This window comes from Streptomyces ossamyceticus (assembly GCF_001418475.1).
In the GTDB taxonomy this organism is placed as follows: Bacteria; Actinomycetota; Actinomycetes; order Streptomycetales; family Streptomycetaceae; genus Streptomyces; species Streptomyces ossamyceticus.
On record NZ_LIQX01000159.1, the window covers coordinates 16,246 to 31,540 of the forward strand.

Genomic DNA, 15,295 nt, shown 5'->3' on the forward strand with positions numbered 1-15,295 from the left:
GGGACTCGTGGACCCTGTGGAAGACGACGCATGCCTTCGATCATCCTGATGAGCGACCCCGAGGTCGCCCGCGTCCCGGTCCGGGACTGCGGTGAACCCCTCGTCGATCTGAGGGAACTGCCCTTCGTGGTGGTCGACCCGCGCCAGGCCGACGCGGCGGGCGCGTTCGCGCACCTGCGCGAGGGTGTGGCCTGGCGGCTGGCCAGGGCCGCCCGGCTGCTGCCGGACGGGCTGCGGCTGCTGGTGACCGAGGGGTACCGGCCGCTGGCCCTGCAGATCGAGTACTTCGAGGCGTACGCGGCCGAGTTGCGGCTCGCCAACCCGGACTGGCCGGAGGAGTATCTGCGCGAGCAGACCAGCCGTTCCCTCTCCCCGCCGGAGATCGGGCCGCATGTCGCGGGGGCGGCCGTCGATCTGACCCTGTGCACCGCCACCGGCGAGGAGCTCGACATGGGGACGGCGGTCGACGCCAGCCCCGAGGAGAGCGACGACGCCTGCTACACCGACGCGCCGCACATCTCCGAGGCGGCCCGCGGCAACCGCCGTATCCTCTCGGCGGCGCTCACCACGGCCGGACTGGTCAACTACCCCACCGAGTGGTGGCACTGGTCGTACGGCGACCGCTACTGGGCGCTGATGACCGGGGCGCCCGGCGCGCTCTACGGGCCGGCCGAGTTCGGCGGCCCGTAGCCGGGAGGGTCCGGGGACCTGGGGGCCCGGGACCCTCTCCCGCCCCCGCCGTCCCTACCCGTCCCATCCCCGAGGGCTGTACCCGAACCCCTGTTGTCGCCTCGGCGGCAAACCCCGTAGCGGGGGCTCATGGGCAGCACCCTGCGGATGGGGCGGGCAGGGACGGCGGGGGCCTCGCCGTGTGCGGAGCCCACCCGGCGCCACCCGACACCACCCGACACCACCCGACGCCGACCGCCGACGACCGGCCCGCGACGCGGGTGTCGCGCTCCGCGCGCACGGCTCAGCGGCGCACGGCTCAGCGGCGCACCGGGAAGTACTCACGCGGGGTCACACCGATGGTGCGGTGGAAGGCGCTGGCGAAGGAGCTGGCGGAGGCGTGGCCGACCCGGTGCGCGACGGACTCCAGGGGGAGCCCTCGGCGAGCAGGGGCATCGCGGCCCGCATCCGGGCCTGTTCGCGCCACTGGCCGAAGGCGATGCCCGGCCGTCCCGCGCGACGGCCGGCACCCGACCGCGATCCGCGGCGGGCGACGCGGTCTCCACGCCCGGCTGGAGGCGGCGGGCTTCACGGATGTTGCCGTGGCCGTGCACGAGGGCGGCGGCAGCCTCCGCTTCCGCGCCCGGCGGCCCTGACCGCGCCGCCGCCCCTCGTGTGCGTCAGGGTGGGAAGCGGCGTACGTAGCGCCGCTGCCACGGGGTCTCCACGGCGTGCCGGTCGTAGTGCCGGCGCACATAGGCGACGGCCTCCTCGGGCGGTACGCCGTCCAGGACCGCCAGGCAGGCGAGCGCGGTGCCGGTCCGGCCCCGGCCGCCGCCGCAGGCGACCTCGACGCGCTCCCCGGCCGCCCGCTCCCGGACGTCCCGGAACACCTCCGCCGCCTCCGCCCGGTCCGCGGGCAGCCGGAAGTCGGGCCACCGCAACCAGCGGGCCTCCCAGGGGACTTCGGGCGGCTCCTTGCCGAGCAGATACACCGCGTACGTCGGCACGGGACCGCCGGGCAGCGGATGCCGCAGCCCCCGCCCGCGCACGAGCCGCCCGGACGGCAGCCGCAGCACGCCGGGGGCGTCCGGGCTCCAGGGTTCGATGGAGTCGGTCATCCGGTCAGCGTCTCAAATCAGCTCGGCCGGTGTCGGCTGGATGGGGGTCGCCCCGGCGAATGGCCGGTGATGGGTGTGCTGATCGTCGTCACGCCCTGGTGCCGGTGGGCCGCGCGAGGCTGACCGCGTTCCGTGCCCGGCCGGTACTGAGACTCCGGAGAAGGCCGCGGCGTTCGGCCCGTGGCCCGTGGCCCGGAGATTTCCACGCCTTCCCCGCTCTCACCTCTTCCGTCATGTTCCAAGGGTCGTGCGGGGGTTGCGCCTCTTGAGCCTCGCCCGTCTCTGGGGGCCGCGGGCGGCCGGGGTCAGGCGCCAGTAGCCGTACGGGTTGTGGAAGAAGTCGTCGTCCTCGAACCGTTCGCACTCCACACGGTTCATGATCCAGCGCGGGGCGTCCTGGGTGATGCGGAAGCCCTCGCCGTTCTGGACCCCGTGCTCCGGCTGTTCCGTCAGCAGGTAGTATGACGCGATCTGCATGGTGGCCATCCAGTCGAGCAGCAGCTTCGGCTCGGGCACCCCGGTGGTTCCGTGGGCCAGCTCCACGTCGGCCTCGCCCAGGAGGTGCATGCCGCAGCTGTAGTAGACCTCCCCGTCGTAGATCATCGGCACGACCCAGGCCCGGACGAGGGCGCCGGCCAGGTCGTCCACGGTCTCGGCGGCCGCCGCCTCGCTCGCCAGGTCCAGCCACCGCTCGCGCCCGCAGGCCACCCCGCTGGACTCGTTCTTCACCGCGGTGGCCCCGTTGGCCAGCAGGGCCGCGGTCACGGCCAGCGCCCGGCGGGACACGTCGAGACCGGTGGCCTGGGAGATCGGCGGCGACAGGACGTAGGCGACCGAGTCCTGCGCGTCCACCGCGGCCCAGTCACTCTCGCCGAACCCGTCGTCGCCGGTGACCTGGCGGGAGGCGAGCGCCGCGTCGAACGCCTCCCGCATACGGAGGTCCGGCTCCTGCTGGAACTGGTCGAGTTCGAAGTCCCCTCCGCCCGCCTCCTCGACCACCCGGCTGATGACATCGGGATCCAGGCCCACGCCGACCGCGCACAGCACGTGCCTCGGCGTCACACCGGACGCCGGGACCACGAAGCGCGTGCCCTCGATGACGTGTCCTTGCCACACCTTGCTCATCTGCCCAGCATCGCAGATGTGCGTACGACGTTGAGATCTCTTCGGCACCAACAGACATGCTGGTCCGGCCCGTTCACGCGGTTCCCGGCACCCCCGGGAAAGCAGGGGCGCCGGGAACGTGCCTGGGCCTTCTGATGGATGTCCGCGGAACGAGCGGTGCCCTAGGGCCGCGCGTCGTGGCTCGCGGTGGGCTCGGGGGAAGCCGTCGCCGTGCGGGCCTCGATGCCGCGGAAGTGCTCGGACATCGCCCGCTGGGCGCCCTCGACGTCGCGGGCGCGCAGGGCGGCGACGATGTCGCGGTGGCGGCGGACGGTCAGCTCCGGGGTGGGGTCGTCGGTCCAGCCGCGGGCCCCGGCCACCCGCAGGAAGACCGTCCAGAAGGCGCCGAGCAACTGGGGGACGAGCGCGTTGCCGAGGGAGGCGTAGAGCAACTCGTGGAAGTCGCGGTCGAGTTCGGCGACGGGCTCGCCCGCCCGGCCGGCCGCCTCCATCCGATCGACGACCGCGGCGAGGCCGTCCAGCTCCTCCTCGGTGAGCGTGCCCGCGACCCGGCGAACGAGCCCCTCCTCCAGCACCTCACGGATCTGGAGGACCTCCGCGAGCGCGGCGGTGTCGCCGTCGGGCCGGGCGAGCGCACGGAAGGTCAGGCCGTCGACGAGGGGCGTCAGGGACGCCTCGCCGACATAGGTGCCGTAGCCGTGCCGGATGTCGACTATGTCGAGGGCCTGGAGCGCCTTGAGGGCCTCGCGGACGGAGTTGCGGCTGACGCCGAGGTCCTCCATCAGCTGCGTCTCGGTGGGCAGCGGCGCCCCCGCCCGCAGTTTGCGGTCGAGGATCAGCTGCGTCACCGCCCGCTGGACCTGGCCGCTCACCCGCCGCTCGGGCCGGCGCCGGCCGCCGCTCTCCTCTGACATGCGCCGCATCGTACGCTCGCCGGACATCCGACGACCCACCTCCGGACGGGAACCACGGGAAGGGACCGGGGGAACACCGGGTGAACACCGGGTGGTCGCCCCGGCGAATTCTCTCCCAACAGGGCCCCAACCCGCCTTGTTTCCTACCGGTGTTGCCCCGGCATTGGTCGAACCTGTGGCGGCTACGCCATTCGTGTGCGAGCCCTTGACCGCCCCCACGGGCGCTCCTAAGGTCACGCTGCCCCCTGTAGGACGTAGGACGTCGTACCTCTGTCATCGAGCCCCCACCGCTTCGCTCCCCCGCTGCCTCCTTGGAGGAACCGTGCGCGATGTGACCCATGACGCCCCGGCACCGGCCCGACGGTCGTTCCTGAAGCACTCCGGCGCGCTGGGCGCCGCCGCGGCCCTGTCCCCCGCGCTGGCCGCCTGTTCGGCCGGGCCGGAGTCCACCAACGACACCGGCGGTGGCGGCGGGCGCAACGGCACCCTGACCGCCGTCATCGGCTACGGCAACGACGGCAGCTGGGACCCGACCCAGACCGCGTCCGCGTTCTGCATGGCCGCCAACAACCACATCTACGAGGGCCTCCTCGACACCGACCCGCTGTCCCGCGAGCCGTACGCGGCGCTCGCGACGGCCGTACCCGGCGACCTCGGCGGCACGTCGTGGACGTTCGAGCTGCGGCCCGGCGCCACGTTCCACGACGGGAAACCGGTCACCGCCGACGACGTGGTCTTCGTCTACGAGCGGATCCTCGACCCCGGCACCCAGACCCTCGCCAAGGGGTTCTTCGCGAGCTGGCTGAAGGAGGTCCGGAAGGTCGACGCGCGCACCGTCGAGCTGGTCCTCAAGTTCCCCTTCCCCGACGGCGTCTCCCGGCTGACCCTGGCGAAGATCATGCCCCAGCACGTCTTCTCCCGGCCGGGCGCCTGGGAGGAGGCCGTCAAGGGCAAGGCGATCGGGTCGGGGCCGTACCGGCAGACGGCCCACCACCCGAAGTCCAACACGACGTTCGAGGCGTACGCCGACTACAACGGGCCCCGTCCGGCCGCGTTCGGGAAGATGAACTGGCTGACCATCGTGGACGCGGCGCCCCGGGTCGCGAAGATCTCCGGGGCGAGCGCGGGCGCGCAGATCGCCGACAACATCCCGTACGCCAACATCGGGCAGCTGGAGAAGGGCGGGATGACCGTCCAGGGCGGCTCCGGCATGAACAACCTCTTCCTGATGTTCAACACCCGGCACAAGCCCTTCGACGACGTGCGCGTCCGGCAGGCCCTGCACTACGCCGTCGACCGCGACAAGATGATCGAGGTCGCCCTCAAGGGGCACGGGAAGCCCGCGAGTTCCTTCCTCGACGAGGGGAACCCCAGCTACCGGCCGGCGAGGACGGTGTACGGGTACGACCCGGAGAAGGCGAAGGCGCTGCTGGCCGAGGCGGGCGTGCGCGACCTGCGCGTCGACATCCTCGCGGTGAACGTGAGCTGGATCGTCGACTGCCTGCCGACCCTCAAGGCGTCCTGGGACGCGATCGGCGTCGAGACGACGCTCTCGCCGCAGGAGACGACCGCCGTGTTCACGAAGATGGACCAGAAGCAGGACTACCAGGTGGTGGCCGCCGCCTCCAACCCCAACCAGTTCGGCCTCGACGCGGACCTGATCATGCGGTACAACTACGGCCCGCAGAACCTGTGGATGCGCTACGCGCGCTGGGCCGACGCCCCGGTGGCCAGGAAACTCTTCGCGGACATGGACCGGGCCACGAAGGAGCCGGACGCCGACCGGAAGAAGGCGATGGTCCAGGACTACCTCGACGTCGTCGCCGAACAGGCCGTGCTCTACCCGGTGGTGCACAACGAGCTGATGACGGCGTGGGACCCGAAGCGGCTGTCGGGGATAAGGGCGCAGCCCTATCCGGGGATCAACCTGCTCCAGGCCAAGTGGGTCTAGCGTGATCGTCGTCCTGCGCGTCCTGCTGCGGCGGATCGCCCTGCTGGTCCCGCTCCTGCTGGGGATCGTGCTGTTCGTCTTCGTCGTCATGCGGTTCTCGGACGTCGACCCGGCGTCCGCGTTCTTCCAGGGCGCCAATCCGACCCCCGGGCAACTGCACGAGTTCCGGGAGGAGAACGGGCTCCTCGACCCGCTGCCCGTGCGGTACGTCGGCTTCGTCGGGGATCTGCTCCACGGCGACATGGGCACCAGCGCGCTCACCCGGGCCCCGGTGGTCGAGCAGGTCACCACCGCCCTTCCGCTCACCCTCCAGCTGACCTTCCTGGGGCTGGGGATCGCGGTGGTGCTGGCCCTGCTCGGCGGGATCACCGCGGCGATCCACCGGGACCGGCTGCCGGACCAGATCATCCGGGTGGTGTCGCTGACCGGGGTCGCGGCGCCCGGCTTCTGGCTGGCGCTGCTGATGATCCAGTACCTGGCGGTGGACCTCGGGTGGTTCCCGACCGGCGGTTACGTCAATCCGGCCGACTCCTTCACCGGGTGGCTGCGGACGATGACCCTGCCCGCGTTCGCCCTGTCGCTGCCGATGGCCGCGCAGCTCACCCGGATCGTGCGGACGGCCGTGGTGGAGGAGCTGGACAAGGACTACGTGCGGACGGCGATCGGGAGCGGGCTGCCGCCGCGGGTCGTCGTGGGCCGCAACGTCCTGCGCAACGCGCTGATCAACCCGCTCACGGTGCTCGGGCTGCGCGTCGGCTATCTGCTGGGCGGCGCGGTCGTGATCGAGACGATCTTCTCGCTGCCCGGTATGGGCAAGTTGATGATCGACGCCGTGAAGAACGGCGACCCGGCGGTCGTCCAGGGCGTCGTCCTCACCACGGCCGCGGGGTTCGTCGTGGTGAACCTCGTCATCGACGTCCTCCATCTGCTGGTCAACCCGCGACTGAGGGATGCGAGCTGATGCGCTGATGTTCGGCCTGATGGTGACCACGCGCCGACGCCTGACGGACGCCCTGTCCCGGCCGGGCCTGCGGCTGCGCGCCTGGCGCGGGCTGCCGGTGCTGTCGCGGATCGCCGTGTGCTTCCTCGCGCTCGTGGTCCTCACCGCCCTGCTCGCCCCGGTTTTCGCCCCGCACGACCCGCTCGACCAGCGGACCCTCGTCGGCGGCACCGGAGCGCCCTCCGCCGCTCACTGGATGGGCCAGGACAGCCTCGGCCGGGACATCCTCAGCCGGCTGATGCACGGGGCGCGCTGGTCGCTCGCGATCGGGCTCGGAGCCACCGCGCTGGCCCTGCTCGTGGGCGCGTTCGTGGGGGCCGTGGCCGCGACCTCGCGCAAGGCGGTCGACGAGACCCTGATGCGCTGTCTGGACGTCGTCATGGCGTTCCCCGGCATCGCGCTCGCCGCCGTGCTCGTCGCGGTCTTCGGCGGCGGCATCGAGGTGCTGATCTGCGCGATCGCGTTCCTGTTCACGCCGCCGGTCGCCCGGGTCGTACGGGCCAACGTCCTCGACCAGTACGGCGAGGACTATGTGACCGCCGAGCGGGTCATCGGGGCCCGCACCCGGCACATCGTGGTCCGGCACGTGGCCGTCAACTGCGCCGCCCCCGTCCTGGTGTTCTGCACGGTGCAGGTCGCCGAGGCCATCGTGTTCGAGGCGTCCCTGTCGTTCATCGGCGCGGGCGTACGGCCACCGGACCCGTCGTGGGGCAGCGTCATCGCGGACGGCAAGAACATGGTGCTGACCGGCGGCTGGTGGGCGACCGTGTTCCCCGGTCTGCTGATGCTGGTCACCGTGCTGTCCCTGAACGTCCTCTCCGAGGGTGTCTCCGACGCCTGGGCGGCACCGGCGGGCCGGGACACGGAGCGCCCGACGGAGGACGGCGGCGGGGAGCGGCGGACGGACGGCGGCGGGGAGCGGCGGACGGAGGGCGGCGACGAGGAGCCGGCCCGCCCGGCGGCCCCCAAGGCGGGGCCCGGCGCTCCGGCGGAGGACCACCGGGAGGCCGTGGGCGGCGAGGCCGCGCTGCCGGGGCTGGCGGAGGCGGCGCGGCGGCTGCGGGCACGGGCGCGACCCCTGCCCACCGGGCGGCCGGTGCTGGCTGTGGAGGACCTCTCGATCCGCTTCGAGAAGCGGCACCGGGGCGTGGACATCGTCGACGGGATCAGCTTCGAGGTCCGCGCCGGTGAGGTCCTCGGCCTGGTCGGCGAGTCGGGGTGCGGCAAGTCGCTGACCGCGCTGACCGTGATGGGGCTGGAGCCGAAGGGGGCACGGGTGCGCGGCCGGGTCGTGTTCGGGGAGCGGCAGCTGGTGGGCGTGCCGATGCGGGTGCGGCGCCGGCTGCTCGGCCACGACATGGCGATGGTCTACCAGGACGCCCTGTCGTCGCTGAACCCGGCGATGACGATCCGCGCCCAGCTGCGGCAGGTCGTCCGGCGGGGCGGCGGGCGCACCCCGGCCGCGCTGCTGGAGATGGTCGGCCTCGACCCCGGCCGCACCCTGCGCAGCTACCCGCACGAACTCTCCGGGGGTCAGCGCCAGCGTGTGCTGATCGCGATGGCCCTGTCCCGCGCCCCGAAGCTGATCGTGGCCGACGAGCCGACCACGGCCCTGGACGTGACGGTCCAGGCGCAGGTCATCGAGCTGCTGCTCGGGCTGCGCGCAAAACTGGGCTTCGCGCTCGTCCTCGTGTCGCACGACCTGGCGCTCGTCGCGGACGTCACCGACCGGGTGGCCGTGATGTACGGCGGGCGGATCGTCGAGACGGGGGTGACGGCGGACCTCGTGGAGTCACCGGCCCATCCCTACACGCGCGGTCTGCTGGGCAGCGTCCTGTCGCTGGAGTCGGCGGCCGAGCGGATGACGCAGATCCAGGGGGTCGTCCCCTCTCCCGCCGACTTCCCGGCGGGCTGCCGCTTCGCCGACCGCTGCCCCCGCGCGAGCGAGGTGTGCCGTACGACCGTCCCGGCGCTGCTGGGCTCCCCCACCCACACGGCGGCCTGCCACCACCCGGCGGTGGACCTGACCGCGACGGAGAACGAGGTGCCCCGGTGAGCGACGCACTCAGCGACGCACTCGTACAGGTCTCCGGCGCCCATGTGGTCCACCGGGCGCGTGGCGGCGGCCTGTTCACCCGGGACCGGGTGTACGCCCTGACGGGCGCCGATCTGACGATCGCGCCCGGCGAGACGGTGGGCGTGGTGGGCGAGTCGGGGTGCGGGAAGTCGACGCTGGCGAAGGTGCTGGTGGGCGTGGAGCGGCCGACGGCCGGGACGGTCGCCTTCCGGGGGCGGGACCTGTGGTCGATGTCGCCTGCCGAGCGGCGGGCGACCGTGGGCGGCGGCACCGGCATGATCTTCCAGGACCCCTCCACGGCCCTGAACCGCCGGCTGACCGTCCGCCGGATCCTGCGCGACCCGCTCGATGTGCACCGGCGCGGCACGCCCGCCGAACGCGAGGAACGGGTGCGGGAGCTGATGGCGCTGGTCGGTCTGCCCGCCGTGCTGGCCGACGGGCTGCCGGGCCGGCTGTCGGGCGGGCAGCGGCAGCGGGTCGCGATCGCCCGGGCGCTCGCCCTGGACCCCGGCCTGGTCGTGGCGGACGAGCCGACGAGCGCGCTGGACGTGTCGGTGCGCGCGCAGATCCTGAACCTGCTGCTCGACCTGAAGGAGCGGCTCGGGCTGGCGTTGGTCTTCGTGTCGCACGACATCCAGACGGTGCGGCGGATGAGCGACCGGGTGATCACCATGTATCTGGGGCGGATCGTGGAGGAGGCGCCGGCCGACGCCGTCACCGGGCGGTCGCGGCACCCGTACACACGGGCGCTGTTCTCGGCGACGCCGGGACTGCTGGACCCGATCGCCCCGATCCCGCTGACGGGCCCGGTGCCGTCGGCCACGCGGCCGCCGAGCGGCTGCCCGTTCCGCACCCGCTGCTGGCGGGCGGACGGGGTGTGCGCGGAGGTGATGCCGGACTTCGCGGCCGCGTCGGCCCCCGGACACCGTTTCCGCTGCCACCATCCTGTGCAGGAGACGGAGTGGACGGGGGACCTGGTCGCCGAGGCCGCGTCCCGGTCGGCGTCCGTGTCCCCGGCCACCGCCGGGGCCGTGCAGGAGCGCGCCGTACGAGATACCTAGGGAGCAGCCCATGACCTTCCCCGCCCCGCTGACCGGTGTCATCCCGCCCGTCTGCACTCCCCTGACACCGGACCACGAGGTGGACGTCGCCTCGCTGGTCCGGCTGGTCGACCATCTGGTGGCGGGCGGGGTGGACGCGCTGTTCGTGCTGGGGTCGTCGTCGGAGGCGGCGTTCCTGACGGACGCGCAGCGGCGGACGGTGGTGGAGACGGTGGTGGGGCACGTCGGCGGTCAGCTCCCGGTGCTCGCCGGCGCGATCGACATGACGACGCCCCGCGTCCTCGACCACGTCCGGGCTGTGACGGCGGCCGGGGCGGAGGCGGTCGTGGCGACCGCGCCCTTCTACACGGCCACCCATCCGGCGGAGATCTCCCGCCACTACCGTCTGCTCGGCTCCCGTTCCCCGGTCCCCGTCCTCGCGTACGACATCCCGTCGGCCGTGCACACCAAGCTGCCCGCCGAGGTGGTGCTGGAGCTGGCCGCGGACGGGGTGATCGCCGGGCTGAAGGACTCCAGCGGGGACCTGGCCGGTTTCCGTACGGTCGTCACGGGCGCCCGCGACGACGCCCGTGTCACCGGCTTCGCCGTCCTCACCGGGTCCGAGCTGCTTGTCGACGCGGCGCTCGCCATGGGCGCGGACGGCGCGGTCCCGGGCCTCGCCAACGTCGACCCCGCCGGCTATGTCCGGCTGCACCGCCTGTGCGGGGCGGGCGACCGGGACCGGGCCCGCGCCGAGCAGGAGCGGCTGTGCGCCCTCTTCGGCATGGTCCGCACCGGCGACCCGCAGCGCATGGGCACCGGCTCGGCCGCGCTCGGCGCCTTCAAGGCGGCGCTGCATCTGCGGGGCGTGATCGCGTGCCCGGTGACGGCGGAGCCGCAGGTGCCGCTGTCGGACGACGAGGTCCAGCGGGTGGGCAAGTTCCTGGCGGCGGCGGGACTGCTGTAGCGCGGCGGGTGTCAGGACGGGGTGCGGGCCGCCGCCAGCAGCCGGGTCACCTCGTCCGCGCAGATGGTGAGCGCCGCCCCGACGGTGGACAGGACGTCGCGTTCGGCGGGGGTGTAGGGGCCGTCGGCCAGGGCGATCCGGGCGCCCTGGAGGAGGATCGCCTCGCGGCCCGCGGGGGCGAGGTGCGGGGCGAGCGGGTCGAGGGCCTCGTGCAGCTCTATGGACAGCCCGGCCGCCCCGCAGGGTTCCCCGAAGAGGCGGCCCGTGTCGGCGGCGAGCGCCTCGACGAGGGCGTCGAGCTGGTCCTCGGTGCAGTCGTCGAAGCCGGCGGAGCGCACGGCGCCCGCGGCGACGCTCAGGGAGGTCCGGGTGCGGGTGCCGCCGGCCGCGAGGACGGCCAGGGCAACGGTGTGGACGGCGTCGCGGAGCATCGCGGAGAGGCGGACGGTGGTGGGGTGGTCGAGGACCTCCGTGCCGTAGTGGTGGCGGCAGGCCGCGCACTCCACGACGGGGCCGGTCTCGCCGCGCGGCAGCACGGGGACCCCGAGGAGGGTGAAGCGGCGGCGTCCGGTGAGGCGCTGGTAGTTGCGGTCGCCTCCGCAGCCGGGGCAGAAGAACTCGCCGTCGCCGACACCGGTCCACGCGATCCGGGTGCCCATGAGACGCGTGAGTCGCGCGGCGCCTCCGGTCGGTCCGGCGCTCCCGGCCTCCCCGCCGCGCGCGAGCCCGGCGGCACGGCCGATTGGTCCCCGTCCTGGCAGCACGTCGCACCTCCGTAGCTCCACGGCAACATCGCCGCGCTTGCGTGATGTTAGCCACATCGGTGAGGCGCAGTCAGTACTCCGGACGATGCCTTCCCGTGACCTCCACAGGGTTTGGCCGGTAAACGACGGGCCCCGCCCGCCGGAATTCGGCGAACGGGGCTCTCAAACCGCCGGTGAGGCTGGTCAGCGCGCCGCGCGGTTGACGGCGGAGACGACGGCCTTCAGGGAGGCGCGGGTCGTGTTCGCGTCGATTCCGATGCCCCACATGACCTTGCCGTCGATGGCGACCTCGATGTACGAGGCGGCCTGCGCGGAGGCGCCCTCGCTCATCGTGTGCTCCTGGTAGTCCAGCAGCCTGGCGTCGACGCCGATGCCCTGCAGCGCGTGGAAGAACGCGGAGATCGGGCCGTTGCCGGTGCCGACCAGGGTGGTCTGCGCGCCGTCGACCTCGGCCTCCACGGTCAGCGTGTCCACGCCGTCCTTGTCGGTGGTCGACTGGTTGTTGCGGACCTGGATGCGGCCCCACGGGTTGTCCGGGTTCGGCAGGTACTCGTCCTGGAAGACCGCCCAGATGTCGGACCCGGTGACCTCGCCGCCCTCGGCGTCCGTCTTCGCCTGGATGATCTTCGAGAACTCGATCTGCATCCGGCGCGGCAGGTCCAGCTTGTGGTCGTTCTTCAGGACGTACGCGATACCGCCCTTGCCGGACTGCGAGTTGACGCGGATGACGGCCTCGTAGGAGCGGCCGACGTCCTTGGGGTCGATCGGCAGGTACGGCACGGCCCACTCGATGTCGTCGACGGTGACGCCCTTGGCGGCGGCGTCGGCCTCCATGGCGTCGAAGCCCTTCTTGATGGCGTCCTGGTGGGAGCCGGAGAAGGACGTGTAGACCAGGTCGCCCACGTACGGGTGGCGCGGGTGGACCTCCATCTGGTTGCAGTACTCCCACACGCGGCGGATCTCGTCGATGTCGGAGAAGTCGATCTGCGGGTCGACGCCCTGCGAGAACAGGTTCATGCCCAGGGTGACCAGGTCGACGTTGCCGGTGCGCTCGCCCTGCCCGAACAGGCAGCCCTCGACGCGGTCGGCGCCGGCCATGAGCGCCAGCTCGGCGGCGGCGACGGCCGTGCCGCGGTCGTTGTGGGGGTGGATCGACAGGCAGACGTGCTCGCGGCGGGACAGGTTGCGGCCCATCCACTCGAAGCGGTCGGCATGTGTGGACGGCGTCGAACGCTCCACGGTGGCGGGCAGGTTGAGGATGATCTCGCGGCCCGGGCCGGGCTGCCAGACGTCCATGACGGCCTCGCAGACCTCCAGCGCGAAGTCCAGCTCGGTGTCGGTGAAGATCTCCGGCGAGTACTGGTAGCCGAACTCCGTCTCGGGGCCCAGCAGCTTCTCGGCGTACTCCATGACCAGCCGCGTGCCGTCGACGGCGATCTGCTTGATGTCGTCCTTGGAGCCGCGGAAGACGACCCGGCGGAAGACGGGGGCCGTGGCGTTGTACAGGTGCACGGTGGCCCGCTTGGCGCCCTTCAGCGACTCCACGGTCCGCTCGATCAGGTCCTCACGGGCCTGGGTCAGTACGGAGATCGTGACGTCGTCCGGGATGGCGCCCGGCTCCTCGATGATCGACCGTACGAAGTCGAAGTCGGTCTGCCCCGATGCCGGGAACCCGACCTCGATCTCCTTGTAGCCCATCTTGACCAGCTGGTCGAACATCCGGCGCTTGCGCTCGGGCGACATCGGGTCGATCAGGGACTGGTTGCCGTCGCGCAGGTCGGTGGAGAGCCAGCGGGGGGCGACGGTGATCCGGTTGTCCGGCCAGGTGCGGCCGGGGATGTCGACCTGCTCGTACTGCCCGTACTTGTGGATCGGCATGGACGTGGGCTGCTGGCGGTTCGCCATGATGCGTGGGCTCCTCGATGGTCCGAAAGGACGGCCGACAACGCAACGCCAGAGCACCGCGGGGAGGGGGTCGGCCTCGACTACAGGCCCTCGCCGCGGCAGCTAAGGAGAAGCAGCCCGAAACGCATGATGCGGAGCAGCGTAGCCGAGTCTCTTCTGTCGCGCGGGGTCGTATCAGTATGCGGGACCAAGGAAGCAACCTGGACAAAAGGTGCGCAAGGCCTCACCGGCCGCCCCTGAAGGAGTGCGGGGAACCGCGCGACCAGCCACACGCGACCGGCAACCCGAAGCGCACCCTCCGTAACACGGCGGTGACGACTCGCAACCCATACGGCGACATTTCACCAATCATGGTTGCCCCTAGTGACACACCCCTAACGGAGTGCAATCGTGCGACTCATGACGACAAACGGGGGCCAAGAGCCCGTCTTCTGCACAGTCGTACCGCCCCACGTCCTCGACAAGCTCGCCCAGGCCGAGGACTCCGCGCTCTCCGGCGCCGCCCGCCGCACCCTGGAGCGCGACGCACTCGAACGCACCCGCCGCCGGCTGACCACCGTCATCGGCGCCCCGGCGATCACCGCGCCCGTCGGCGCCGAGCCCGGCACACCCCACCGCACCGTCTACGACGCCCGGCACGGCACCACCCTGCCCGGCCACCAGGTGCGCGGCGAGGGCGAGGAGCCCGGCAAGGACGCCACGGTCAACCGCGCCTACGCGGGCCTGGGCGCGACGTTCGAGCTGCTGCTCAAGGCGTACGGGCACGACTCGATCGACGGCAGCGGGCTGCCGCTGGACGCGACCGTGCACTACGACCGCGACTACAACAACGCCTTCTGGAACGGCGAGCAGATGGTGTTCGGCGACGGCGACGGCGAGATCTTCCTCGACTTCACCATCCCGATCGACGTCATCGGCCACGAACTCAGCCACGGACTCACCCAGTACTCGGCGAACCTGACGTACTTCGGCCAGCCGGGCGCGCTGAACGAGTCGATGTCGGACGTCTTCGGCGCCCTCATCAAGCAGTACACGCTGGGCCAGACCGCCGCCGAGGCGGACTGGCTGATCGGCGCGGGGCTGCTCGCGCCCCGTGTCACGGGGGTCGCCCTGCGCTCGATGAAGGCCCCGGGCACCGCGTACGACGACGACGTGCTCGGCAAGGACCCGCAGCCGGCGACGATGGACGACTATGTCCGCACGGGCCGCGACAACGGCGGCGTGCACATCAACTCCGGTATCCCCAACCACGCGTTCTACCTGGTGGCGACCGCGCTCGGCGGCTACGCCTGGGAGCGGGCCGGGCAGATCTGGTACGACGTGCTGACCGGCGGCGAACTCAAGCAGCAGGCGCTGTTCGTGGACTTCGCGACGCTCACCGTGAAGGCCACGAAGGACCGGTACGGGCAGGGCGACGAGTTGACGGCCGTGCTCAAGGCCTGGGAACAGGTGGGCGTGCGCACGCTGTAGTTCCGTACTAGACATGACCCATGCGGATTGAGGTGCGGCGCACGGGCGGTTTCGCGGGCATCGAGCGGCACGCGGTGGTGGACACCGCGGGGCGGCTCGATGCCCTGGAATGGCGCGCTCTGGCCGAGGGGGCACTCGCCGGCGGCCGGGGCGCGGCCCCGCCGGGGGTGCCGGACGGGTTCTCGTACGCGATCACGGTCGACGGGCGGACCGTGTACTGCGCGGATCCCGGGCTGTCGGAGGAGCAGCGGGAGCTGATCAGAAGGGTGCTCAAGGAAGGGGCGTGAGTGCG

Annotated in this window: 13 protein-coding genes; 8 read left to right on the forward strand and 5 right to left on the reverse strand. The window is 72.3% G+C overall.

What is annotated here, in order from left to right; translation table 11 throughout:
• Positions 1–30: 30 nt before the first annotated feature.
• Positions 31–690 (forward strand): M15 family metallopeptidase, encoded by a 660-nt coding sequence (locus AOK15_RS13440; RefSeq protein ID WP_055516242.1) that lies wholly within the window; start codon positions 31–33, stop codon positions 688–690.
• A 659-nt stretch (positions 691–1,349) separates the two neighbouring features.
• On the opposite strand, the gene AOK15_RS13445 is transcribed toward AOK15_RS13440, so the two are convergent.
• The 3 genes from AOK15_RS13445 to AOK15_RS13455 all read right to left on the reverse strand — a co-directional run bounded on the left by AOK15_RS13445 (position 1,350) and on the right by AOK15_RS13455 (position 3,838).
• Positions 1,350–1,790, reverse strand: a complete 441-nt coding sequence (locus AOK15_RS13445) for a protein-tyrosine phosphatase family protein (protein WP_055516244.1) — start codon at positions 1,788–1,790, stop codon at positions 1,350–1,352.
• A gap of 231 nt (positions 1,791–2,021) precedes the next feature.
• Positions 2,022–2,915, reverse strand: coding sequence for a hypothetical protein (locus AOK15_RS13450; protein ID WP_157870235.1), 894 nt, complete (start codon positions 2,913–2,915; stop codon positions 2,022–2,024).
• Between the two features lie 161 nt (positions 2,916–3,076).
• Positions 3,077–3,838, reverse strand: coding sequence for a FadR/GntR family transcriptional regulator (locus tag AOK15_RS13455; protein WP_420876896.1), 762 nt, complete (start codon positions 3,836–3,838; stop codon positions 3,077–3,079).
• Between the two features lie 313 nt (positions 3,839–4,151).
• Between AOK15_RS13455 and AOK15_RS13460 the strand changes: the two genes are divergently transcribed.
• The 5 genes from AOK15_RS13460 to AOK15_RS13480 are packed head-to-tail and all read left to right on the forward strand — an operon-like array spanning position 4,152 to position 10,864.
• On the forward strand, positions 4,152–5,780 hold the full coding sequence (locus tag AOK15_RS13460; RefSeq protein ID WP_055516248.1) for an ABC transporter substrate-binding protein: 1,629 nt from the start codon (positions 4,152–4,154) through the stop codon (positions 5,778–5,780).
• Position 5,781: 1 nt separating this feature from the next.
• A complete protein-coding gene (locus AOK15_RS13465; RefSeq protein WP_055516249.1) occupies positions 5,782–6,741 on the forward strand; it encodes an ABC transporter permease in 960 nt (319 codons plus the stop codon).
• 19 nt (positions 6,742–6,760) lie between these two features.
• The gene (locus tag AOK15_RS13470; protein ID WP_079058466.1) at positions 6,761–8,836 is read left to right on the forward strand and encodes a dipeptide/oligopeptide/nickel ABC transporter permease/ATP-binding protein; all 2,076 of its coding nucleotides are present in this window, start codon (positions 6,761–6,763) and stop codon (positions 8,834–8,836) included.
• Positions 8,833–9,918, forward strand: coding sequence for an oligopeptide/dipeptide ABC transporter ATP-binding protein (locus AOK15_RS13475; RefSeq protein WP_055516251.1), 1,086 nt, complete (start codon positions 8,833–8,835; stop codon positions 9,916–9,918). The genes AOK15_RS13470 and AOK15_RS13475 overlap by 4 nt, the downstream gene beginning before the upstream one ends.
• A gap of 10 nt (positions 9,919–9,928) precedes the next feature.
• On the forward strand, positions 9,929–10,864 hold the full coding sequence (locus AOK15_RS13480; RefSeq protein ID WP_055516253.1) for a dihydrodipicolinate synthase family protein: 936 nt from the start codon (positions 9,929–9,931) through the stop codon (positions 10,862–10,864).
• Between the two features lie 11 nt (positions 10,865–10,875).
• Here the strand turns inward: AOK15_RS13480 and AOK15_RS13485 are convergent, their stop codons facing one another.
• On the reverse strand, positions 10,876–11,628 hold the full coding sequence (locus tag AOK15_RS13485; protein WP_372503937.1) for a tellurite resistance TerB family protein: 753 nt from the start codon (positions 11,626–11,628) through the stop codon (positions 10,876–10,878).
• A gap of 183 nt (positions 11,629–11,811) precedes the next feature.
• Positions 11,812–13,533 carry a 2-isopropylmalate synthase gene (leuA, locus tag AOK15_RS13490; RefSeq protein ID WP_055516257.1) on the reverse strand — a complete coding sequence of 574 codons (1,722 nt, stop codon included), beginning with the start codon at positions 13,531–13,533 and terminating at the stop codon, positions 11,812–11,814.
• Positions 13,534–13,932: 399 nt separating this feature from the next.
• On the opposite strand from leuA, the gene AOK15_RS13495 reads away from it, so the two are divergent.
• Positions 13,933–15,003 (forward strand): M4 family metallopeptidase, encoded by a 1,071-nt coding sequence (locus AOK15_RS13495; RefSeq protein ID WP_055516259.1) that lies wholly within the window; start codon positions 13,933–13,935, stop codon positions 15,001–15,003.
• A gap of 20 nt (positions 15,004–15,023) precedes the next feature.
• Complete coding sequence (locus tag AOK15_RS13500; RefSeq protein ID WP_055516260.1) at positions 15,024–15,290, forward strand: protealysin inhibitor emfourin; 267 nt, start codon at positions 15,024–15,026, stop codon at positions 15,288–15,290.
• Positions 15,291–15,295 lie beyond the last annotated feature (5 nt).